General features: G+C 57.6%; 16 protein-coding genes and 1 tRNA gene. 7 read left to right on the top strand and 10 right to left on the bottom strand.

Annotated features, from left to right (window positions below; genetic code table 11):
* Nucleotides 1–379: 379 nt before the first annotated feature.
* The 4 genes from N645_RS0107835 to N645_RS0107820 all read right to left on the bottom strand — a co-directional run bounded on the left by N645_RS0107835 (nucleotide 380) and on the right by N645_RS0107820 (nucleotide 4,863).
* Complete coding sequence (locus N645_RS0107835) at nucleotides 380–1,270, bottom strand: dihydrodipicolinate synthase family protein (protein ID WP_024460952.1); 891 nt, start codon at nucleotides 1,268–1,270, stop codon at nucleotides 380–382.
* Between the two features lie 55 nt (nucleotides 1,271–1,325).
* Nucleotides 1,326–3,068, bottom strand: coding sequence for an L-arabinonate dehydratase (gene araD, locus N645_RS0107830; RefSeq protein WP_024460951.1), 1,743 nt, complete (start codon nucleotides 3,066–3,068; stop codon nucleotides 1,326–1,328).
* Nucleotides 3,069–3,186: 118 nt separating this feature from the next.
* Entirely contained in the window at nucleotides 3,187–4,215 is a 1,029-nt protein-coding gene (locus N645_RS0107825) for a LacI family DNA-binding transcriptional regulator (RefSeq protein ID WP_024460950.1), read from the bottom strand.
* 90 nt (nucleotides 4,216–4,305) lie between these two features.
* A complete protein-coding gene (locus N645_RS0107820; RefSeq protein ID WP_024460949.1) occupies nucleotides 4,306–4,863 on the bottom strand; it encodes a glutathione S-transferase family protein in 558 nt (185 codons plus the stop codon).
* 79 nt (nucleotides 4,864–4,942) lie between these two features.
* Between N645_RS0107820 and N645_RS0107815 the strand changes: the two genes are divergently transcribed.
* The 4 genes from N645_RS0107815 to N645_RS0107800 all read left to right on the top strand — a co-directional run bounded on the left by N645_RS0107815 (nucleotide 4,943) and on the right by N645_RS0107800 (nucleotide 8,017).
* On the top strand, nucleotides 4,943–5,176 hold the full coding sequence (locus N645_RS0107815) for a hypothetical protein (protein WP_024460948.1): 234 nt from the start codon (nucleotides 4,943–4,945) through the stop codon (nucleotides 5,174–5,176).
* A 57-nt stretch (nucleotides 5,177–5,233) separates the two neighbouring features.
* Complete coding sequence (locus N645_RS0107810; RefSeq protein WP_024460947.1) at nucleotides 5,234–6,001, top strand: sulfite exporter TauE/SafE family protein; 768 nt, start codon at nucleotides 5,234–5,236, stop codon at nucleotides 5,999–6,001.
* 83 nt (nucleotides 6,002–6,084) lie between these two features.
* Nucleotides 6,085–6,621, top strand: a complete 537-nt coding sequence (locus N645_RS0107805) for a hypothetical protein (protein ID WP_152521656.1) — start codon at nucleotides 6,085–6,087, stop codon at nucleotides 6,619–6,621.
* Nucleotides 6,622–6,796: 175 nt separating this feature from the next.
* Nucleotides 6,797–8,017, top strand: coding sequence for an ROK family transcriptional regulator (locus N645_RS0107800; RefSeq protein ID WP_024460945.1), 1,221 nt, complete (start codon nucleotides 6,797–6,799; stop codon nucleotides 8,015–8,017).
* A gap of 83 nt (nucleotides 8,018–8,100) precedes the next feature.
* On the opposite strand, the gene N645_RS16765 is transcribed toward N645_RS0107800, so the two are convergent.
* The 3 genes from N645_RS16765 to N645_RS0107785 all read right to left on the bottom strand — a co-directional run bounded on the left by N645_RS16765 (nucleotide 8,101) and on the right by N645_RS0107785 (nucleotide 12,176).
* Nucleotides 8,101–9,720 (bottom strand): glycoside hydrolase family 32 protein, encoded by a 1,620-nt coding sequence (locus N645_RS16765; RefSeq protein ID WP_051174355.1) that lies wholly within the window; start codon nucleotides 9,718–9,720, stop codon nucleotides 8,101–8,103.
* A gap of 45 nt (nucleotides 9,721–9,765) precedes the next feature.
* The gene (locus N645_RS0107790) at nucleotides 9,766–11,163 is read right to left on the bottom strand and encodes a sugar porter family MFS transporter (RefSeq protein ID WP_024460944.1); all 1,398 of its coding nucleotides are present in this window, start codon (nucleotides 11,161–11,163) and stop codon (nucleotides 9,766–9,768) included.
* 86 nt (nucleotides 11,164–11,249) lie between these two features.
* Nucleotides 11,250–12,176, bottom strand: a complete 927-nt coding sequence (locus N645_RS0107785) for an ROK family protein (RefSeq protein WP_024460943.1) — start codon at nucleotides 12,174–12,176, stop codon at nucleotides 11,250–11,252.
* Between the two features lie 316 nt (nucleotides 12,177–12,492).
* On the opposite strand from N645_RS0107785, the gene N645_RS0107780 reads away from it, so the two are divergent.
* The 3 genes from N645_RS0107780 (at nucleotide 12,493) to N645_RS0107770 (ending at nucleotide 19,970) form a co-directional block, all read left to right on the top strand.
* A complete protein-coding gene (locus N645_RS0107780; protein WP_024460942.1) occupies nucleotides 12,493–15,210 on the top strand; it encodes a hypothetical protein in 2,718 nt (905 codons plus the stop codon).
* Nucleotides 15,211–15,280: 70 nt separating this feature from the next.
* Nucleotides 15,281–18,196 carry a SusC/RagA family TonB-linked outer membrane protein gene (locus N645_RS0107775; protein ID WP_036160597.1) on the top strand — a complete coding sequence of 972 codons (2,916 nt, stop codon included), beginning with the start codon at nucleotides 15,281–15,283 and terminating at the stop codon, nucleotides 18,194–18,196.
* 49 nt (nucleotides 18,197–18,245) lie between these two features.
* The gene (locus tag N645_RS0107770) at nucleotides 18,246–19,970 is read left to right on the top strand and encodes a RagB/SusD family nutrient uptake outer membrane protein (RefSeq protein WP_024460940.1); all 1,725 of its coding nucleotides are present in this window, start codon (nucleotides 18,246–18,248) and stop codon (nucleotides 19,968–19,970) included.
* 182 nt (nucleotides 19,971–20,152) lie between these two features.
* Here the strand turns inward: N645_RS0107770 and hpf are convergent, their stop codons facing one another.
* The 3 genes from hpf to ychF all read right to left on the bottom strand — a co-directional run bounded on the left by hpf (nucleotide 20,153) and on the right by ychF (nucleotide 21,935).
* Nucleotides 20,153–20,488 (bottom strand): ribosome hibernation-promoting factor, HPF/YfiA family, encoded by a 336-nt coding sequence (hpf, locus tag N645_RS0107765; protein ID WP_024460939.1) that lies wholly within the window; start codon nucleotides 20,486–20,488, stop codon nucleotides 20,153–20,155.
* A 216-nt stretch (nucleotides 20,489–20,704) separates the two neighbouring features.
* Nucleotides 20,705–20,781, bottom strand: a tRNA-Met gene (locus N645_RS0107760).
* A 62-nt stretch (nucleotides 20,782–20,843) separates the two neighbouring features.
* Nucleotides 20,844–21,935 (bottom strand): redox-regulated ATPase YchF, encoded by a 1,092-nt coding sequence (ychF, locus tag N645_RS0107755; protein WP_024460938.1) that lies wholly within the window; start codon nucleotides 21,933–21,935, stop codon nucleotides 20,844–20,846.
* Nucleotides 21,936–22,020 lie beyond the last annotated feature (85 nt).

Genomic DNA, 22,020 nt, shown 5'->3' with positions numbered 1-22,020 from the left:
CGGATAAGCCGAAGGCGCATCCGCCGTTACTGAACTTGACGAGGGGAATAGTCCCTTATGTACTGCAACTTGGGTAACGGCGGATGCGGGCTTTGCCCTTATCCGCCCTACGCAACCTGCCGTGTAATACCAAACCCCACATCCGAAAGGTGCTATTTCCCGAAACGTTAATTTGGCACCGCGGAGGTTGGGTAACCCCTTGTGAGACCGTAAGCGGAGGGACTCCGCGCGTCGAGCCAGTGGACGCCCCACATGGATGTGGGAAGTGTCCCGAAGCGCCGGGAGCGCGAAGGGGACCGGATTCACGGCGTGTCTCACAAAGGTATACCCAGGCGGAGCATTCCGATACGAAGCACTGCAACCAAAATCCTCCGGGGTATTACCAACCCTTCAAAATTTCTTCTAACGCCTCTCGCTGTGTCTCACTCAACTCAGTCACCCCCGGCGCCCGCGTCGGCCCCACGGGCCATCCCTGAATCTGCATCGCCTCTTTCACCACCGTCACGTTCGCGCCATTGGCCTCAAAGGTACGCATTTTTTCAAACTCGGCAATCCGGTCCACCAAAGCCCGGGCCTCACTCATCGCCTCGCGCTCCAGCGCCGCGTGAATCGCCAGAGACAACTCCGGGGCCACATTCACCAGCCCCGACGTGAAACCCCGGGCGCCGCAGGCGTAGAAGGGTAGGGCCCAGCTTTCCGCCAGACCGCACAACCACTGCAGGGGGCTGCCCTGAGTGGCGCGGATACATTCACCCAGACGGATCGGGTCGGGCACAGCATACTTTACCGCCACCACATTCTCTATTTCCGCCAGGCGAACGAAGTGACCCGGCTCCAGACCCGGGCTGCGGGCGTAGGCGATGATGGGCAGGTCGGTGCTGTCGGCGATCTGTTGAATATAGTCGATGACCAATCGGGGCGAGCAGAACGGGTCCGGTGGCTGATGGATCATCAGGGCGTCGGCACCAGCCTCTTGTGCCTGCTGTGCCAGACGAACTGCTTCCCGACCGCTGCGGCCGACGCCGGCGGTGACTTTGGCGCGCCCGGCGTTGGCTTCAACAGCGACCCGGTAGCCGAGCACGACTTCGTCCAGGTCCTGGGCGTAAAACTCGCCGGTATTGCCGCCGGTGACGATGTTGTGAATCCCGGCGCTGGCGATGCGATCGACCACCTTGTGCAGCAGGGGCTGATCGACTTCGCCCGTGTTGTCATAGGGGGTGATGTGCACCCCGGAGATGCCGTTCAGGGCGTTGCGCATGGCTTCGTACATAACAGTTCTCTCGTGTTTTGTGTTGCTCGCGAGTGTTTTTTACCGCGTCGCGGCCTCAGTGAATATCGGGTTCCTGGTCGGTGATGTCGGTCACCGGGATGGTTTCCAAGAAGTCGAAATCACAGCCTTCATTGGCCTGGCTGACATGGGATTGATAGAGCGCGCCCCAGCCGCGGCTGAATTTGGGCTCCGGGGCTTTCCAGGCGACACGTCGGCGGGCCATTTCGTCCTCGTCGATCAGCAGATTGAGTTTGCGCTCGGGTACGTTCAATTCAATCAGATCACCGGTCTGCACAAAGGCCAGGGGCCCTCCGACGTGAGATTCCGGGGCGACGTGCAGGACGCAGGCACCGTAGCTGGTGCCGCTCATGCGCGCGTCTGAAATGCGCAGCATGTCTCGTACGCCTTTTTCCAACAGTTTTTTCGGGATGGGCAACTGGCCCCACTCTGGCATGCCTGGTGCGCCCTGGGGACCGGCGCTTTTGAGCACGATGATGGAGTGCTCGTCGATGTCCAGCGTCGGGTCGTCGATGCGCTCGCTCATCTCCTGATGGTTTTCAAACACCACCGCCGGGCCCGTGTGCACCAGCAGGTGCGGTTCCGCGGCGGGGGGTTTGATCACCGCGCCGTCGGGGGCGAGGTTGCCGCGCAGCACGGCAATGCCGTCTCGCTCGGACAGCGCGTTGTCGAGGGAGCGAATGACATCGTCGTTGAAGACCCGTGCGCCGGCGATGTTTTCGCCCAGGGTTTTACCGGTGACGGTGCGCTGGTTCAGATCCAGCAGGGACTTCATCACTTCCTGCAGGGCGGGCAGGCCACCGGCGTAGTAGAAGTCTTCCATCAGGTAAGCGCCGGCGGGGCGCAGGTTGGCGATCACCGGGGTGTGTCGAGCCAGGGCGTCAAAGCGGTCGAGGGTCAGTGGGAAACCGGCGCGCCGGGCCATGGCGATGATGTGCACGATGGAGTTGGTGGAGCCGGACAGAGCCAGCGCGACTTTGATGGCGTTGTCGAATGACGTCTCGGTGAGAATGTCTTTCGGGGTCAGATCCTCCCAGACCATTTCCACGATGCGCTTGCCGGTGCTGCAGGCCATCTGGGCGTGGCGCGAATCCGGGGCGGGAATGGAGGCGGCGCCAGTCAGGCACAGGCCCAGGGTCTCGGCCACGCTGGTCATGGTGGAGGCGGTGCCCATGGTCATGCAGTGCCCCGGGGAGCGGGCAATGCCGCTTTCCACGCCCTGCCAGTCTTCCTCGGTGATGTTGCCGGCGCGCAGTTCGGCCCAGTATTTCCAGGTGTCGGAGCCGCTGCCCAGGGTCTTGCCCTGCCAGTTGCCGCGCAGCATGGGCCCGGCGGGTACAAAAATCGCGGGCAGGTTGGCGGAAATGGCCCCCATGATCAGGGCGGGGGTGGTTTTATCGCAGCCGCCCATCAGCACTACACCGTCGGCCGGATAGGCGCGCAACAGCTCTTCGGTTTCCATGGCCAGCATATTGCGATAGAGCATGGCGGTGGGTTTCTGGAAGGGCTCGGACAGGGTGGACGCCGGCAGCTCCACCGGGAAGCCCCCCGCTTGCCAGACGCCGCGCTTGACCTCTTCCACTCGCTGTTTGAAGTGGGTATGGCAGGGGTTGATGTCGCTCCAGGTATTGACGATGGCAATCACCGGCTTGCCGGCGTAGTCGTCGCGGGTGTAGCCCATCTGGGAGGTCCGGGATCGGTGGCCGAAGGAGCGCAGGTCTTTGACGCCGTACCAGCGATGACTGCGCAGCTCTTCGGGAGAGCGTTTGGGCTGGCTCATAGGGTTCTCTCTGTCGTGTTTTTATAGCTGTTTTAAGGCCGGCTGGGCCCGGTTGATGGCTGCTATGATTGCGCAATCATTTTTGGATTGCAAGACCCGATGGCAAAAAGACGGAAAATCAGGCGCTGTCGCGTTTGACGATCTGGAAGCCCACGTCGATGGTCACGGGCTCGGTCGGAGGGTGTTCGCCGGTCATGGCGCTGAGCAGGTGCTGGGCCGCGCGATACCCGATTTCGGCGCCGTTGATCTGCACCGAGGTGAGCGAGGGCAGGGTGTGGGCGGCGAAATCCAGGTCGCCAAACCCGATTAACGCCATGTCGCCTGGGATGTCGATGTTCCGGGCCCTGGCCTCGGTCAATACCCCTTGGGCGAGGGTGTCGGAGCTGCAGTAAACCGCCTCGGCCCGGATTCCCTGCTCCAGAAGGCGGGCAAAGGCCTGCCGGCCCTGGCTGAAGCGGGCGGGAGTTTCCAGTCGCTCCACGGCGTCGGGGCTGATACCGGCCTCGTCCAGGACCTGAATGAAGCCTGCGAGACGGTCTTCGGCTCGCTGGTCGTCGGCACTGATGGCCGCGAAGCGCCGGTGTCCCTGGTTCAGCAGGTACTGCCCGACACTGCGGCCCACGTCCAGGTGCGAGAAGCCGACCAGGGCATCGAGGGGCTGATCCCCCAGATCCCAGGTTTCGACAATGGGAATCGCGGCGGCCTTGAGGCGGGTTCGGCTGATGTCTGTGTGGTTCAGACCGGTGAGGATGATGCCATCCGGACGGCGACAGAGAATGGCCTCCAGCAGGTCTTGCTCCTGGGCCTCGGAGTACCCGGATAACCCGAGCAAGGTCTGGTAACCGGCCTGTTCCAGGGTTTCGGTGATGGCCCGGACGGTTTCGGCGAAAATCGGGTTGGCGATCGTCGGTACGATCAGCGCCACCAGGCGGCTGCTCTGGGTGGCCAGGCTGCCGGCAAGCATGTTGGGCAGGTAGCCGGTTTTCTCGACCGCGGCGGTGACTTTGGCTCGCGCCTTTTCCGACACCCGTTCGGGCTGGTTCAGTGCCCGGGAAACGGTAATGGGCGAGACGCCCGCCACTTTGGCCACGTCGATCAGAGTGGGCGCCCGGCCGCGCTGTGGGTGCTGGGTCTGTCGCTCAGTCATGGTCGTGTCGATTCTCGTGGTTGGTCGGAGTCGACCGCCTCGGAAGCGGTCGTTCTTCTTATAAAAATACTGACGCGTTATTCAGTCGGATCACTGAGGTGGCGCCGTGTCGGCAAACGGCGCATATTGATCCAGGCCTTCCAGTAGCTCCGTAAGACTCGGGTACTGCTGGAAGCTGAAGCGGTCCCGGTAGCGGCCCCAGGCCAGAACGCACCCCAGGCGCAATTCAAAGTCGTTGTAGGGCGCCTGGCCGCTCAGAGGGCGCTGGGCCAGGGCATCGAGGCAGGTGTCGATACGACGGCGCTGGCGCTCCAGGTAGGGGCTCTGTTCCGGGGTCAGGCCGTCACGCTCCAGCACCAGGAGAATTTGTGCGGCATCCATCAGGGTGTTGGTCAGGCAGAAGTCGTCGTAATCCCGGAGGCTGGGGAAGAAGCTTTGGCCGGCTTTTTCCCGCAGATAGCGCAGAATGGAAGACGAGTCGGTCAACAGCAGTTCACCGTCCTGTAGAAAGGGCAGTTTCTGACTGGGCGAGCGCTCGGCGCTGGTGCGGGTGTCGCTTTCAATGAACTCGCAACGCAAGCCGGTTTCGGCCAGCGCGATGCGGCAGTGGCGAACGTAGGGGGAGGTGTAGCTGCCAAACAGTTGCATGGATAGTGACTCCTCTGGTGTTGTCCTAATGATAACGGAAAAGTGTGGTTTTTGGGGCCAGTGGGCCCGGAGGTGTGCGATGAAAGCGTCGGAATTTCTGAAAAAGTACGAGCGTGAGCGCGAAAAAGCCAAAGAACATGAACAGGAGGATCACTCCCTGCAGGCCCATGCCAAAGAGCGGGCCCGCCACCCGGATCATCTGAACGCCGGGACGCCCTATGACTGGGAAGATCTGGAAGCCTACCAGAAAGAACTGGAGCGACTGGACAAAGAGGGCCCCGGGGGCTCAAGTGGCGATCCCGATAAAGGATAGCAGCGCTTGAGGGGGTAACTCACTGGTACAATGGCCGCTTTTTGACGGGAGCGGCGGATGATTGGCGGTTGGGAGTTCTACGCACTGGCGATTCCGGTGGTGTTGCTTGTTGGCCTGTCCAAAGGCGGTTTTGGTGGCGGCCTGGGCACCCTGGCGGTGCCGGCGCTGAGCCTGATGATCGATCCCCGGATGGCCGCCGGTATCCTTCTGCCCATTCTGTGCACCATGGATCTGGTCAGCCTGTGGAGCTTTCGCGGCCGCTGGGACTGGGCCAACCTGAAGATCATGTTTCCCTGGGCCATGGTGGGCCTGCTCGGCGGTGCGTTGACCTTTCAGTACATGAGCGTGGATATGATCCGCCTGATGATCGGCGTCATGGCGCTCTACTTTGTGGGCCACTACCTCTGGGGCAAATACCTGTTGCAGCGGCTCCATGCCCACGGGCCCAGCGTCTGGCGAGGCGGTTTCTGGAGCGGCGTGTCCGGCTACGTCAGCTATATTGCGCACGCCGGTGGCCCACCCATTGCGATTTATCTCTTGCCTCAGCACCTGCCCAAAACCGTGTTTGTGGGCACCACGGTGCTGTTTTTCAGTGTGGTCAACTACACCAAGCTGGTGCCCTATGCCTTCTTTGGTCAGTTGAATATCGGCAATATCACCACCGCACTGGTGCTTCTGCCTTTCGCGCCCCTGGGGGTGCTGTTGGGCGTTTATCTGCACAAGCGGGTGTCCGATCGCTGGTTCTACTGGACCTGCTACGGTCTGTTGCTGGTCGCCGGCATCAAGCTTCTGGTGGAGGGGGCGGCCGGCTTGCTTGCCGCCTGATTTTCGCCCGCGCGTTCAGTTTCGATTCAGATCCCGGAGGGTAATCTGGCATTACGTTAACCGGAATGCATAGGGGGTGCCCCGTGAATCGTATACTGAGCCTGATCGTGATGACTGCCTCGTTGATCCTGATGGGGTGCGATGAAAGCCATGTGCAGGTCACGCACGTCAACGATAGGCCTCATCGGGGTTCGGACTTTGTGCCCTATCTCAAAACCTTCAATATCATCGACAGCTATGGCGTGGATACGGCGCTGGATCCGGGGGTGCCGCTGACGTTTGATCCCTATGTGGATGCGGGCATTTTCGAGATCGACTGGCAGGTGAACAGCCTGGAAGATTATCAGGTGAGTTTCCGCCTGAACGACCGCCCGTCATTGACCGGCAGTTATGGGGTGTACACCGAAGTGTGCGGCGAGGGCCTGCCCTGTGACCAGGAAGCCATCCGCATCTGTCAGTACTACCCGGACCTGACCATGGCCTGCGGCCTGGATGATTATGTGACCGATGTGAGCCCGCTGATTTACGAGTTACCCGAGAAGCTCTATGCGGTGCTGGAAGTGTGTGATCTGGACTCCAGCTACTGCGAGTACGACTACTATCCGGTCTGGCTGGAATAATAAGCTGCAAGACTAATGAACCGGACTGCTGGGGTTCCAGCCCAGAACTGACAAGGTGCTGGCCTTAATGGTCCGCGCCTTGTTAAACTGCGGTGATGTTTGACAAAGGGCTGCCGTTGAATACGCATTCAATCATCGATTCGGTAGCCGCCAGTCCAATCGGGAGCCGGAACACATGAGTCAGGGCAGTAATTCCAGCGGCCTGCGTCGCTACAACGAACGGGTGATGCTCACCCATTTGCGCAAATACCGCACCGCGTCCAAATCCGATCTGGCGCGGGCCACCAACCTCACGCCCCAGGCGGTGACCCGCATCGTCGACGACCTCGAGCAGAACGAGCTGGTGATTCGTGAAGGGCGCCGTCTCGGTGGTCTCGGTCAGCCCTCGACCCTCTACGCCATCAACCCGGCCGGGGCCTATTCCATTGGCATCAAGATCGGGCGGCGCGATCTGGAGCTGCTGTTGCTGGACTTCAGCGGCAAGACCCTGGCCCAGTTCAAACGCGAATTCGATCAGCCGGATCCGGACTACATCATCGAACAGATCGATCTGCTGCTGCCCGAGTTGCGCAATCACCTGGACAAATCCGGGCAGAAGCGTCTGCGCGGGGTCGGCGTTGCCATGCCCTGGTTCCTGGGTGCCTGGCCGAGCGATCTGGAAATGGCCGATGAGCTGTCCGAGCGCTGGCGCAATATCAACCTGAGTGAAGAGATCTCCAGCCGTATCGACCTGCCGGTGTTTTTTGAAAACGACGGGGCTGCGGCGGCCGTGGCGGAGTTGCAGCTCGGCGTCGGACGGGATATTTCGGATTTTCTGTACGTCAATATCGGCGCCTTTATCGGCGGTGGCCTGGTGTTGCACGGCAACCTTGAGCCCGGTGTGCATGGCAACGCGGCGGAGCTGGCGTCAATGCCCGTTCCCCACTCCGAGCTGTTCGGCCATGAGCCGGGCAAGGGCGGATTTGACATGTTGACCCAGCGGGCGTCGCTGCTGACACTTCGCCGGTACCTGAACCAGAAGGGCATCGAGATCAGTCACATCGGCGAGCTGCCCGAGCACATCGATAATGCCCGTATCTACATCCAGGAGTGGATGAACGATTGTGCCGATGCCATGGTGTTTGCTTTTCTTTCGGCCATCAGCATCCTGGATCTGAAAGCCATTGTGATCGATGCCAACCTGCCGCGCTTTATTATTGAAGAGCTGGTGGCGATGGTGGAGCGGCGCCTGGGTAGCATGGCGGCCAAAGACATTTTTGTGCCGGCCATTATTCCGGGGCAACTGGGGCCGGATGCGATTGCGGTGGGCGGCGGCATTCTGCCGTTCTATTCGTCCTTCGGCGCGGATAAAACCGTACTGCTCAAAGGCAGTGTGCCGGAGCGGCGCATGATCTGAGTCGGCGTTGAGGTAATGGCGGCTCCAACAAAAAAGCCCCGGCAAGTGCCGGGGCTTTTTTGTTGCGTTGCGTCGGTGAGCGCTTACCAGATGGACTTCAGCGGCCAGGCGTCGATGCGGTCAAAGGTGGCGCTACCGCCTTCGACAAACACTTCAACGCCCTCGCTGTCCGGTTGTGGGAAAATCTTGTCACTGATGGCGACCACGCCGTCGTGCGCAAAGACTTCCACCGAGGACCAGTCGATAAACACGTGCAGCTCCACCTGACCGTTATCCAGCGGCAGCGGTGCCACATGAACGCCCGGGAAATCCGCGTGGAAGTCCACCTGTCCGGACTGGGTGCGATCCAGCGCCAGCGTTTCCTCGCTCACGTCGTAGCGCAGCACGGTTTTTTCATCGTTACCGGTGCGCAGGTTGAGGCCAACCACCTCGGCATCGCCCGGAGTGAAGGTCACTTTCATTTCCAGGGCCTTACCCTGAATGTCCCAGTCTGCCAGTGAGCGGGTGTCATTGGTGACGGTCAGGTTGCTCAGCGACTGTTGGGCGCCGCGCAGGGTCTGCAGTTCATCCACAGGCTCCTGAACCATTTTCAGGCCGCCGTCGTGGCTTGCCAGCTCCAGGGTGCGCGGAATGCTCTGGGAACTGCGCCAGGGTGAGGTGGGCAGTTCTTGTGCATACTGCCAGTTGTTCATCCAGCCGACCCAGATCCGGCGACCATCCTCTTCCGGTACGTCGGACCAGGAAACCGCGGCATAGAAGTCTTTGCCATAATCCACCCACTGGTGTGGGCCGGATTCGCTTTCGGGCATGGCGTCTTCATCGGGAATGAACTGCTTGCCATCAAACTCGCCCACAAAGTAGAGGCCACCGGAACCTCCGGCCACAGAGCCTTCCTCGCCCGCACCCAGGTCCACTTCCAGCACCCATTTGCGCTTGTCTTCATCGCCGTCAATCGGCAGGGCAAACAGGTCCGGGCATTCCCAGATCCCCAGTTCGGATCCCGGGGATTCGAAATGGCTCAGGAAAGTCCAGTCCTTCAGGTTGGGCGAGCTGTAAAAGGCGATCTTGTAGTCAGTCGACAAGGCCACCACCATGATCCATTGTTCGCTCTCTTCGTGCCAGATCACCTTCGGGTCACGGAAGTTCTCCATGCCTTCATCCAGCACGGGGTTGCCCGCATACTTGGTCCAGGTGCGACCGTTATCCAGGCTGTAGGCCAGTTGCTGATCCTGCCCCTTTTCCGGTTCCTGTTTGTGGCCGGTATAGATGGCCACCATCGGAGGGTTGTCCTTGGTGCCGAAGCCGGAGGTGTTGTGATGGTCTACCACAGCGCTGCCCGAGAAGATCATGTACTCCTCGTCTTCGGGAATGGCCACTTTCTGTTCTTCCCAGTGCACCAGGTCCTTGCTGATGGCGTGGCCCCAGCTCATGTGGCCCCATTTGTCGCCGTAGGGGTTGTACTGGTAGAACATGTGGTATTCACCGTTGTGGTACACCAGCCCGTTGGGGTCGTTCATCCAGTTCTCTTTGGGGGTGAAATGGAACTGCGGACGGAACGTTTCCTGGTAAGGCGCCGTGGTTGCCGGCCCGCTGGTTTCTGCTGGCGCCGCGGTGTCCGGTGTGCTGGTGGTGTTGCTGCCAGTACAGCCGGCGACGGCCAGCGCCAGCGCGGAGGTCAGGGGAAGGGTGAATGTCTTGCGCATGGTAAACCTCGCTATACGATTTATGATGATTGATTATTCGCTGATTCAGGCCGATGCGGCGGTTTTCGCGTTGTCGGGTGCGTTGTCGCGCACATGCAGTGTGTACTCCAGATCTTCCAGTGATGTGCCTTTGGTTTCCGGCATGATTTTCCAGACAAACAGGAACTGCAGGACCATCATCAGACCGAAGAAAATAAACACCAGCCCGCCATTGCCGTCGGCAAACACCGGGAACAGCCAGGACACCGCGGCCGCCATGAACCAGTGTGTGAAACTGCCGAACGCCTGGCCTTTGGCTCGCACCCGGTTGGGGAAAATTTCCGAGATGAACACCCAGATGACGGCGCCCTGAGAGATGGCAAAGGCTGCAATAAAGCCTAGCAGACCGTAGAGCACCAGGCTGCCGGAGATTTCCTCGGCCATGAACTGGAAGCTGACCAGAAACAGCGAGGCGGCGGTGCCGATGGAGCCGATGAACAGCAGGGGACGACGGCCGAGCTTGTCGATCATGAACAGGGCGATGACGGTGAACATGAAATTGGTGCCACCCACCAGAACCGCCTGCAGCAGGGATGCCTCGGTGCTGAAGCCAGCGCTCTCAAAAATGCGGGGCGCGTAGTACATTAACGCATTGATGCCCGAGAGCTGATTGAACATGGCAATGGCCCAGGCGCAGAAAATCGGGAACATATATTTGCGTTGAAACAGTCGGTCCGAGGCGCCGTTGTCGTCGTCTACCAGGGAGCGTTCAATATCTGCCAGCTCCTGCTCGACGTTGGGCTCGCCCATTTTGACCAGAACGTCGTGGGCTTCAAGGGTGCGGCCTTTCTTGACCAGCCAGCGCGGGCTGTAGGGAATGAGGAACAGCAGGGCGAGGAACAGTGCCGCGGGGACCGCTTCGATACCCAGCATCCAGCGCCATGCCGTCGCATCGTCAATGGACAGGCCAATCACATAGTTGGACAGAAACGCCAGCAGAATGCCACCGACCACGTTCAACTGGTTGATTGCCACCAGCCGGCCGCGCATGGCGGCGGGGGAAATTTCCGCGATGTACATCGGTGCCACAACTGAGGCGGCACCCACCGCCAGACCGCCGATCAGGCGATAGACCAGAAACTCGCCCCAGACCGTGGCCAGTGCGCTGCCCACGGCAGAGATGAAATACATTACTGCAATGACCATCAGAGAGCGCTTGCGGCCCAGCCAGTCGGCCGGTTTGCCCACGCTCAATGCGCCGATGACCGTACCGATCAGAGCGATGGCAACGGTAAAGCCCAGCCCGTTGCTGCTGAGTTCAAATTCCCGCTCCAGTGCACCGGTGGTGCCGGAAATGACGGCGGTATCAAAGCCGAACAGTAGCCCCCCGAGGGCGGCCACGATGGTGCTGAAAATGACAACTCGATGAGAACGGGGCGGTGCGGCCCCCGGTGAATGGTTCATGGTTACTACCTCGCTTGGATTATTGTTTGTGATTTTAAGGGAGCCATCGTGCGTGGCTCCTCTGTATTAATGAATGATCAGAGCCGTCAGCCGGCCGCGGTTGAAGTCATCGAAGGCGCAATGGCCTGTGCCATCAATAGTGCACCGACTTCGCCCGCATGACCGCCGAGCTCGGGGGCCACAATATAGTCTTGCGGGTTTTTGGCAGCGCCGCCGCAGGGGTAGCCATTGATATGGCCCTGAAAGCGCTGGTGAATTCGCGGGAACAGATGGTCCTGCTTCATTACCCCGCCGCCGAGAATGATCCGCTGGGGGGAGTAGGTGACGGTCAGGTTCCAGCACAGGGCCGCCAGATAATCAGCCTGAATGTCCCACGCCTCGTGATCCTGGGGGAGGGTGTCGGCCTTCTGCTGCCAGCGTTTTTCGATCGCCGGGCCGGAGGCCAGGCCCTCGACACAGTCTCCATGAAAAGGGCAGGCGCCGGGAAAGGGGTCGACCTCCCGGTCATGGGGCAGAAGCATATGGCCGACCTCCGGGTGCATGGCACCCTTCACCGGCTGACCATTGGCAACGATGCCGGCGCCCACGCCCGTGCCGATGGTGACATACACATAGTCGTCCAGCCCCTGAGCAGCGCCCAGAGAACCTTCCCCCAGCGCGGAACCGTTGACGTCGGTATCAAAGGCCACCGGTACGCCCAAGGCTTTGGACAGCGTGCCCACCACATCGGTATTGGACCAATGCGCCTTGGGTGTGTCGGTGATGAAGCCGTAAGTGGGGGATTCCAGAGACAGGTCCACCGGGCCAAAGCAGGCTACCCCGAGCGATGCGATGGCACCGTGCCGGGCCTGGGCCTGCTCAAAAAACTGGATCGCGGCACCGAGGGTTTCATCCGGGCGGGTCGTCGGAAAGCTGGCGCGCTCCATAATCTCCGTCGGAGAGCGACCCAGCACGCAATTGAACTTGGTGCCGCCGGCTTCGATGCCCGCATAGAGGCAGGGTAGTGACTTCACGTTGATTCTCGCTCTTATTAGGTTTACTGGTTGGCGGCATGCGCCTATTTCGATTAAGTAAATCACGGTTAAATAAGGATGTCAATAATCGTGTATTTTTGATATATACGATTTTGTTCATTGATACCGGTTTCTATATAAGTATTATTATTAACACAAGGTTAATAAAGTAGTTGAAATAAGCTAAATCATTCTGTAGTTTATCTAGTTGATGGCTTTGTAAGCTCATCGAAACTCAGCACATATAACAAATAACGCCTCAACTAAAGGGCTTTGTGTGAAGCCAGGGCAGTGAAGGCGTAGCGAGGACAAAGCGATGAAACGATATAAAGAACTAAACGTGCTCCCGGCACTGTTAGTGGCCCTGACGGCAACAGTTGCTGGCTGCAAGGTGGGGCCTGAAGATAGCCCGCCTCAAAGCGTTGCTGAGGTGGTCAGCGGGGGTGGTGGCTCATCAAGCTCCAGCAGCTCCTCTTCGAGCGACTCTGAAAACTATCCCCCTACCTCTCTATTTGAGCACTCCGGCTTTGAGTTCTGTTGCGGCGGATTCGGGACGTACGAGGCACACGGGTTTACGGCGTCCGGGGTTGTCCAGATGCTGGATGGTGGCCAATGGGCCGCCGATATAGAAGGTGCCGAGGGCGAGCGAGTATTTGCCAGCTTTGGCGATGGTTTTGACGACGACGGTGACACCTCGGCAGAGTGGAAAGGTTGGGAGCTTACTGGTTCCCTCACGACTCCAGAGTTTGAGATTCCGGCACGCTATATCAATTTTCTCGCGGGTGGCGGAACAAACACTTTTGATTCCGACCGACCCACTGCGATTGTGCTCAAGGTGGGTGGAGACGTTGTCCGTCACGCGACAGGTAACGGGCAAGAGGCCACTCTGTCTGTAGTGACTTGGGACGTTCAGGAGTTTGTCGGGCAGCTGGCTCGCATCGAGATCATTGATGGTCATGACGATGAGGGCAGTGATGGCTCTCTTCCCATGATTCTTGCAGATCGTTTTGAGGCCAGCTCAACCGCTGAAACGTCGCCTTCGGGGGTGACGGATGGTGGCTCGGTTGAGCTCGTGTTCACCGAAACTCCGGAAACTGAAGGGTTCAGTTTGTTCACTCGCCCCGGTTCTGATCAGAATATTGCAGGTTTTGAATTCTGCTGTGGTGGCTTTAATACGTACCAGGAGCACAGCTTTGGTGTGACCGGAGACTTTGTCTACCTCGACGGTGGTGAATGGGCTGAAGCGTTCGAGGGGCGGCAAGGAGAGCGAGTGTTCGCCAGTTTCGGTAATGCCTTTGATGAGGATGAAGGAAACTTCTTTTTGGGGTGGGGGGCTACGGGTCGCCTGAGTTCTCCAGAATTTTCCATCGGTAGTAACTTCATTAATTTTCTGATTGGTGGTGGAAACAATCAGTACAACGAAGCTTATGCCACAGCGGTTGTCTTGAGGGTCGACGGCGAAGTGGTGCGTCAGGCCTCTGGTAGTAACGTTGAGAACTCGCTTGAATGGGTGAGCTGGGACGTCTCTGCTCTGAAAGGGCGTCAAGGAGTCATCGAAATTATTGATATGCACCCTGATGATGGATCTGATGGTGCTCTTCCGTATGTTCTTGCCGACGAATTCCGGGCTTCGGACAAAGTGGCAGTAGAACCTTCGGACGACAGCGTTGTAACCAATGTGCTTCCCGGCCCGTTGGCTAACCGTCTTAAAATGGGTGATCCAAACCCCTTTTACGAGGATGGCACTTATTACCTCTACTACCTTCAGGACGACGGGAACCACCCTTGGTATCTGTCTCAAACTGACGACCTGGTAAATTTCTCGAGCGCTTATGAAGTTCTGCCTGCGGGATCGGAGCCTGATAGCCAGGATAACTGGACTGGATCCGGCAGCGTTATCAAGGATGAATCAGGACAGTATCGGATGTACTACACTGGTCATAACCAGACGATTGACCCAGTTGAAGCTGTCATGTTGGCAACGGCGGGCTCTCCCGACTCTGATGTCTGGGAGAAACAGCCAGAGTCAACGTTCAGCGGAGACAGTGGGTATAGTGATTTTGATTTCCGTGACCCCTGGGTCTTCTGGAATGAAGGCGACGGATCCTATTGGATGCTCCTGACGTCTCGTTATAACAGTCAGGCGGCGATTGCTCTCTACACTTCTCCTGACCTGGATACATGGACTGCAGAAGCGCCGTTATACCAGGAAGACTCCAATCTTAACCTGGAGGTTCCTGACTTGCTTCAGCTGGCTGGAGACGAATATCTGATTTATTCAGATCAGAGGGATGATTCCAGGCAGGTAAGACACCTGGTTTCCGATGGTTCAGGCGGTTGGGAGTATCCAGCGTTCGATGCGTTAGATGGTCGAGGTTACTATGCAGGTCGTTCCGCTGGTCCTGAAAACAGCAAGCTGCTCTTTGGTTGGGTTCCACACAAGTCAGGCGCCGTCGATAGTGGGCGTTCTCGTTGGGGTGGCGACCTTGTGGTCCATCAATTGGGAAAAACCGAAACCGAAGAGTTGGCTGTCAGTCTGCCCGAGATGATTCGAACAGAAACTTCCACAGCGGTTGCCTTGAATGTGGCCTCGTCAGGAGAGGGGGCATCGTTCGACAGTGGCAATGTTTCCCTGGTTGGTGATACATCGGTAATGTTCGAATCGGTAAGTCAGTTGACTCGATTTGAGCTTGCTATCGATCAATTTCCGGCAGACGAGGCGTTTGGACTGGCATTCAAAGATCCAAATAACGGCCGAACCGCCCAGATTGAGTTTGATGTTAGTGAAGACGAAGTCAGGTTCTCTTTGGACGGGGTTCGGGAAAACCCGCTAGATCCCGCCGTCTTGACGCCTTTGGTTTCAGGTGAATCGATTAATCTGGAGTTGCTTCTGGATCCTGTTCTGGAGTATGGCGTAGTTTATATAAATGACTTTCGAGCGCTGACGTTTCGATTCTACGAGCTCAATCAGTACGATATCGGACTGTATTCCAAAGCTGGCCTGACAGCTACCTCTGTACAACGATTTGAATAAAGCCGTGGCGCCTAGAGTTAGGCGCCCAGCATTGATTCTTCACCAAAAAATAAAATGTAGGAGAAATCCCATGAACAGATCTCTATTTAAAATGAGCGCATTAGCATGCGCGATTGCACCTGGACTGGCGGTCGCCCAGCCGGAAAATGGTCCGGAGATGAGGCCTTTAGAAGAAGTTGTTGTTACTGGTTACAGTACGACCGAAGAGAAGAAGTTGCTCGGGGCTGTAAACGCGGTGAACCTGGACGACGTCGAAGACTTGCCATCGGGCAATATAATGCAGAACTTGCAGGGTCGGTTGCCGGGTGTTCAGATTACCACCAACGGTAGCCCAAATCCCAGCTCAACTGTCCGTATTCGGGGGCAGGGTATTGGTGGGCTGGGTTTCAATGATCCTCTATATGTCATTGACGGTGTGCCAACTACAAAGGGGATGCATGAGCTTAATCCCAACGATATTGCCAGCATTCAGGTCCTGAGAGATGCGGCGACAGGCAGTGTCTACGGCGCGAGAGCTGCGAACGGCGTCATCGTTGTCACCACCAAGAAAGGTTCAGACGCTGACGGTGTTCAGGTAAAGCTCAACCAGTCATTTCAGGATTACTCTTACGACCTGAACCCTCTGAACACACAGCAGCGTGCACGCGCAATATTCCAGGCGGCGGTCAATGATGGTACTGATCCGAATAACGCCAGTCCGTTGTACAGCTATGATTGGAACGGTGACTACGGTAACCCTGAGCTGAATGAAGTTCGCCTTCCGGAGTACCTTGACTCGGCGCAGACAATGCGTCCGGCTGATACCAATTGGTTTGATGCCGTTACCCGCACGGCGAAAGTGAGTGATTTACATATCTCGATGGGTAATTCGAGTGATCGATCGAATGTCTATGCGTCATTTGGTTACTATAATGCGCAGGGCGTTGTGGATGAATCCGAGTTCGAGCGGCTGTCATTCAGGGTTAACTCGAGCCTGGATTTCATGGATGGTGACTTAACCATTGGAGAAAACTTTACTTTCACCAATCAGGTATCCAATAAAGTCAATGACTTGGCGGAAAGTGCACTTAACTTGTCCATTGAGCAGCAGTCCATTGTTCCGATTCGTACAGAGGACGGGTTGGGCTGGGGTGGCCCGGCTGCGGGGATCACCGACCGAGATAATCCGGTTCGCTTGATTGAAATGAACCAGGACAACGAAAACACATACAACCGCCTGATGGGCAGCACATACATTGAGTATCGTCCTTATGAGGACTTGATTCTAAGGTCAAATGTGGGTGTTGACTATAGCCAATTCTATTACCGCGATTACACTCGAGCGTTCCAAGCCGGTAACTTGAACTTCGAGGATCAGTTGAGCACTAATCATAACTGGAACAGATCGCTGGTTTGGACAAACACAGCCGAGCAAAGTTGGGATTTTGACGGAGGTCACTTCTTAAAGGTTCTGGTTGGTGCAGAGACCGTTGATTTTGAGACAGAGGGTTTCTCTGGGCTGAATCAAGGCTACGTTTCAGATGATCGCGATTATGCCTTCCTGTCCCAGGGTACTTCTGGGACCGAAGTGGGCGGCTCCGGCGATGCGTGGAACATGCAGTCCTATTTCACTCAGATTGACTACGATTTCGAAGGTCGCTATCTGGCGTCTGTCACGGTGCGGCGCGACGGCTCTTCCCGGTTCGGTGACAATAATCGCTACGGCACCTTCCCCGCCGTGTCTGCCGGTTGGTTTGTTTCTGATGAAGCCTTTTTCGATGTCGACTTTATCGACGAGCTGAAGCTGCGTGCCAGCTGGGGTGAAAACGGTAACCAGGAAATCGATACCCGGGCGACCTCCACCATCTACGAAAGCCGTTATGCGACGACCTCTCTGTTTACCACTCAGCAGGATGAGGGCACCGCGTACGACCTGAATGGTGCGGATACCGGCAACCTGCCGTCGGGCTTCGCCCGGGTGCAGATCGGTAACCCGGACCTGAAGTGGGAGACATCGGTACAGACCAACGTGGGTATCGATTTTGAAATGTTCGGTGGTTCCTTCTGGGGTTCACTGGACTGGTTCGACAAGACCACCGAAGATATTCTGACCCGCACCCAGCCTCTGGCAACTCAGGGTGAAGGCGCCTCCCAGATTGTTAACGGCGGTACCATCGAGAACTCCGGTTTCGAGCTGGTGCTGAACTATGCCAATGACTTCGAGATTGATGGCGTCGGTGTATTCAATTATGAGATCAGCGGTAACGTCTCAAGTGCCGAGAACGAGGTCATCTCACTGCCCGCCGACGTGGTGAACTCCTTCCCGGGTGATGGGCGTGACAAGACGATTCTCGGCCAGTCCATCAACGCGGTTTATGGTTACGTAGCCGATGGCCTGTTCCAGAACCAGGATGAAGTTGAGGCTCATGCGATTCAAGGTGGTGCGGCACCAGGTCGAATTCGCTACTCCGATCTGAATGGCGACGGTGAAATCACCGAAGCTGACCAGACGTTCTTCACGACGTCCGATCCGGATCTGATCTATGGCGTGAACTTCAAGCTCGGCTATGAAAACTGGGACTTCAATATGTTCTGGCAAGGCGTTCACGGTGGGCAGATTCGTAACCACTGGCGCTTCTTCACCGACTTCACCTCGCTCAACGCCGGTTCCAACTACGGTGATCGCGTGCTGGGAGCCTGGAGCCCGGACAATACCGGCAGCAATGTGCCGGCGCTGACCCTGGTCGACAACAACAACGAAGCCCGCTCTTCCACCTTCTTCTGGGAAGATGCGTCTTACATCAAGTTGCGTGACCTGTCTGTGGGTTACACGCCGTCGGATACCTTCTGGGGTGCCATTGGTGCCAGCACGGGTCGCTTCTATATTCAGGGGCAGAACCTGCTGACCATTACGCCGGACGGTACCCTGGCTCAGGACCCGGAAACGCCGGGAGCGACGTTCCCGATTCCGCGCAGCATCAATGTGGGTATGAATGTCACCTTCTAAACCGGGACCCTATAACGAATTCAAATATTGAACAATTGAGGTTAACATCATGAATAAGACTTATAAGTTAGCACTGTCCGCGGTGATGGCTTTTGCCATTACGGCGTGTGGCAGCGACTCTCTGGACGTTGAGCCGAAGTCGGCCCTGAGTGAAGATCAGGTAAAGACCGTTGATAACCTGGATGCACTGGTGACGTCTGCCTACTCATATCTGGGCAACGACCACTACACCGCTCCAATGTACCTGTGGCCGACGGGAAATCTGCGTGCCGGCGATGCCCACAAGGGCGGTAACGGTGCGGCGGACATTTTCGCCTATCACGCTCTGTCACTTTACGAACCTTTGGTGGCTGACGGTGAGTCCTTCCCGCCGGATTTCATTGATCTGAACAACAAGAAGTGGGTGCGTGATTTCACGGGTATTTCCCGAGTGAACTCGGCGCTTCAGGTCATGAATGATGTGGATGAAAGTGTCTACCCGAACAAAGCGGCTCGTCAGGCGGAGCTTCGCTTCATCCGCGGGGTGTTCTACTTCGACCTTAAAATCCATTACGATCAGGTGCCCTGGATCGATGAAACCATGACACCAGAGCAGGTGGAAACCGCGAGCAATGTGGACCTGACCTCGCAGGAGTTGTGGGACAAGATCGCTGCCGATTTCCGCTTTGGTGTGGAAAACCTGCCGTTGCCTCAGGATCAGGCGCAAGTGGGCCGGGCGGATCGTGATGCGGCGCGGGCCTACCTGGCCAAGACGCTTCTCTATCAGGCCTATGTGCAGGACGAGAATCATCAGGTGACCAGTATCGACTCTGACAAACTGGAAGAGGTGGTCAGTCTGGTCGATGACATTGAAGAAAATGGCCACTATGGGCTGGTGAATGACTATGCGGAGAACTTCCTGTGGGAGTTCGAGAACAACCGCGAGTCCGTGTTTGAAATTCAGCGTTCCCGTGAAGATGGCAGTCCCGATGGCCGAGGTTCCTGGGGTGTGGCTTTGAATACCCCGATGGCCGGTGGTTTCGGTTGCTGTGGTTTCCACGTGCCGACCGATAACTTTGTCAACGCCTTCAAAACCGGGGCTGATGGTCTCCCCCTGTTTGATACCTTCAACGATGCCAATTACGACGCGTCCTCCGATATGGTTGATCCGCGCCTGGATCACACCGTGGGTATGGAAGACAAGCCGTTCAAATACGACGAAGATCTGATTATCGAAGACGGTGATGCCTGGGCGCGCAACCCGGCGACCTACGGTAATTTCGTGTCCATGAAAGAGTTGGAGCACCCTGACTGTGAGTGCCGTATGCAGAATGGTCCGTTTACTGTGACCTCCAAAAACACGATTCTGGTTCGCTATGCCGATGTGTTGCTGTGGAAGGCTGAGGCATTGATCGAGCTGAACCGCGAAGATGAAGCCCTGCCAATCATCAACCGGATTCGTCAGCGCGCTGCGGGCAGTACCGGCCGTCTCGGTAACAACTTCAGTATCTACAACATCGGTACCTACAGCGACTTTGCCGATCAGGACGAAGCCCGTCGGGCCTTGCGCTGGGAGCGTCGTCTGGAGTTGGGCCTGGAAGGGCACCGGTTCTTCGATCTGGTTCGTTGGGGTGTGGCCAAGGAAACTCTGGATGCCTATCTCGAGGTTGAGGAGACTCGTAAAGAGTATCTGACCGATGCGGAGTTTACCGCCGGCAAGCATGAGTACATGCCGATCCCGCAGCAGCAGATCAACCTCAGTGGTGGTGTTTACCAGCAGAACCCGGGCTACTGAAACCGGGCGCCATGAACACGTCCTGCGCCGGGCTCTCCGTGGCGCAGGATGCTCTCCAGCGTGTTGGGTGCTGGAGCTCTCCCAGGGAATGTCTCTCCCTATATTGGCACAATGTTAGTGCAGGCGCGGCCCCTTGGGGTCGCGCCTTTTTCGTTGCTGGCAAGAATTGTTACAGGGGAGCGTTATTCGGGGCTTTCGTCGGGTTCGGTGATCAGTTCCGGTTTTTCATGACGGTGGGATTGGGTTGTCCCTTTGCGCTTGGCCAGCGCGGCATCCAGCTTTTTGGCGGAATCGGCAATGGCGGCATACAGATCCTGTGATTCAGCGTGTACGGCCACCGTAGCGCCTTTGAACTGGGTAGTAACCTCGACGGCCTGTACGTGCCGTTCGACGGTGAGGGCCATGGAGAGGTCTCCAAGGTCGGGGTAGTGGTTCTGGATCTTCTTGAAGCGGCTATCAACGGCCTCGCGGATGCCGTCGGTGATATCCACGTGGTGACCGGACAACTGTATATTCATAGTGACTCCAATACCTTTTCAGTGTGCAACCCTGACCTGCCACACCGTGGCCAGGCCTTCAAGGAAGAGGACTGCGTGGTTGGGCCGCGAGTTCCCGGTGCCAACCCGTTTTCTGCCCTCCTATTACAAACATGTGTCCGAGGGGAGGGAAAGTCAAGGCAGGTGGAGATGAATACCCATAAAAAAACCCGCGCAAGGCGCGGGTTTTCTCAAAAGTGGTAGCTAGGGGCGGACTTGAACCGCCGACCCCAGCATTATGAGTGCTGTGCTCTAACCAGCTGAGCTACCTAGCCACTTGGTGAGGGCGCGTATTTTCCCTGTCTGCACCCCTAAAGTCAACCCTGATTCGCGGGTTTTATACATTGAAGCGGAAGTGCACCACATCGCCGTCTTTGACGATGTAGTCCTTGCCTTCCAGGCGCCATTTTCCAGCGTCCTTGGCCCCCTGCTCCCCTTTGTAGGCCACAAAGTCGTCGTAGGCGACCACTTCCGCCCGGATAAAGCCCTTTTCGAAGTCCGTGTGGATCTTGCCGGCCGCCTGGGGGGCGCTGGCACCGACGGGAATGGTCCAGGCGCGCACCTCTTTCACCCCAGCGGTAAAGTAGGTGTGCAGGCCCAGCAGCTCGTAGCCGGCGCGGATCACCCGGTCCAGGCCCGGCTCGTCCATGCCCATCTCTTCCAGAAACTCGGCCTTTTCGTCGTCTTCCAGCTCGGCAATTTCCGCTTCCAGCTTGTTGCAGATGGGCACCACCACGGCCTTCTCGTCCTCGGCAATGGCCCGCACCCTGTCCAGCAGCGGGTTGTTCTCAAAGCCGTCTTCGGAGACATTGGCAATGTACATGGTCGGCTTGACGGTCAACAGGTTCAGCTCGCGCAGCTGGGCCAGCTCGTCGTCCGACAGGCCAAAGGAGCGCAGGGGCTTGGCCTCGTCCAGGTGCGGCTGAACCTTCTCGAGTAACGCTTTCATGGCGATGGCATGCTTGTCCTGGCCCTTGGCGGCCTTGGCGTAGCGCTGCAGCGCTTTGTCCACGGTTTCCAGGTCCGCCAGGGCCAGCTCGGTGTTGATTACGTCAATATCCGCCGCCGGATCCACGCTGTTGGCCACGTGTATGACGTTGTCGTCCTCAAAGCAGCGCACCACGTGGGCAATGGCGTCGGTTTCGCGAATATTGGCGAGGAACTTGTTCCCCAGCCCCTCACCCTTGGAGGCGCCCGCCACCAGCCCGGCAATGTCCACAAACTCCATGGTGGTGGGGACCACTTTTTCCGGTTTGACGATTTCGGCGAGCTTCTCCTGCCGCGGGTCGGGCACCATGACCACCCCCGCGTTGGGCTCGATGGTGCAGAACGGAAAGTTCTCGGCGCCAATGCCCGCCTTGGTCAGTGCGTTGAAAAGAGTGGATTTTCCGACGTTGGGCAAGCCAACGATGCCGCAGTTAAAGCCCATGAAATTGATATCCAGCCAGAGAATGAAAAAACAGGCCCGGATTATACAGGTCTGGCCTGTACGGGAGTAGGGCCTGCCGTTAATG

Source organism: Marinimicrobium sp. LS-A18 (assembly GCF_000463525.1).
Lineage (GTDB): Bacteria > Pseudomonadota > Gammaproteobacteria > Pseudomonadales > Cellvibrionaceae > Marinimicrobium > Marinimicrobium koreense.
The sequence above is the reverse complement of the archived record's forward strand: the minus strand, read 5'-3'. Positions and strand labels throughout refer to the sequence as shown.

What these genes read in the sequence shown, in the direction of transcription:
- N645_RS0107775 (WP_036160597.1), top strand. Translation starts at nt 15,281, where the DNA reads ATGAACAGATCTCTATTTAAAATGAGCGCATTAGCATGCGCGATTGCA.
- N645_RS0107810 (WP_024460947.1), top strand. Translation starts at nt 5,234, where the DNA reads ATGATTGGCGGTTGGGAGTTCTACGCACTGGCGATTCCGGTGGTGTTG.
- N645_RS0107835 (WP_024460952.1), bottom strand. Translation starts at nt 1,270, where the DNA reads ATGTACGAAGCCATGCGCAACGCCCTGAACGGCATCTCCGGGGTGCAC.
- hpf (WP_024460939.1), bottom strand. Translation starts at nt 20,488, where the DNA reads ATGAATATACAGTTGTCCGGTCACCACGTGGATATCACCGACGGCATC.
- N645_RS0107815 (WP_024460948.1), top strand. Translation starts at nt 4,943, where the DNA reads ATGAAAGCGTCGGAATTTCTGAAAAAGTACGAGCGTGAGCGCGAAAAA.
- N645_RS0107780 (WP_024460942.1), top strand. Translation starts at nt 12,493, where the DNA reads ATGAAACGATATAAAGAACTAAACGTGCTCCCGGCACTGTTAGTGGCC.
- N645_RS0107825 (WP_024460950.1), bottom strand. Translation starts at nt 4,215, where the DNA reads ATGACTGAGCGACAGACCCAGCACCCACAGCGCGGCCGGGCGCCCACT.
- araD (WP_024460951.1), bottom strand. Translation starts at nt 3,068, where the DNA reads ATGAGCCAGCCCAAACGCTCTCCCGAAGAGCTGCGCAGTCATCGCTGG.
- N645_RS16765 (WP_051174355.1), bottom strand. Translation starts at nt 9,720, where the DNA reads ATGCGCAAGACATTCACCCTTCCCCTGACCTCCGCGCTGGCGCTGGCC.
- N645_RS0107790 (WP_024460944.1), bottom strand. Translation starts at nt 11,163, where the DNA reads ATGAACCATTCACCGGGGGCCGCACCGCCCCGTTCTCATCGAGTTGTC.
- ychF (WP_024460938.1), bottom strand. Translation starts at nt 21,935, where the DNA reads ATGGGCTTTAACTGCGGCATCGTTGGCTTGCCCAACGTCGGAAAATCC.
- N645_RS0107800 (WP_024460945.1), top strand. Translation starts at nt 6,797, where the DNA reads ATGAGTCAGGGCAGTAATTCCAGCGGCCTGCGTCGCTACAACGAACGG.
- N645_RS0107820 (WP_024460949.1), bottom strand. Translation starts at nt 4,863, where the DNA reads ATGCAACTGTTTGGCAGCTACACCTCCCCCTACGTTCGCCACTGCCGC.
- N645_RS0107770 (WP_024460940.1), top strand. Translation starts at nt 18,246, where the DNA reads ATGAATAAGACTTATAAGTTAGCACTGTCCGCGGTGATGGCTTTTGCC.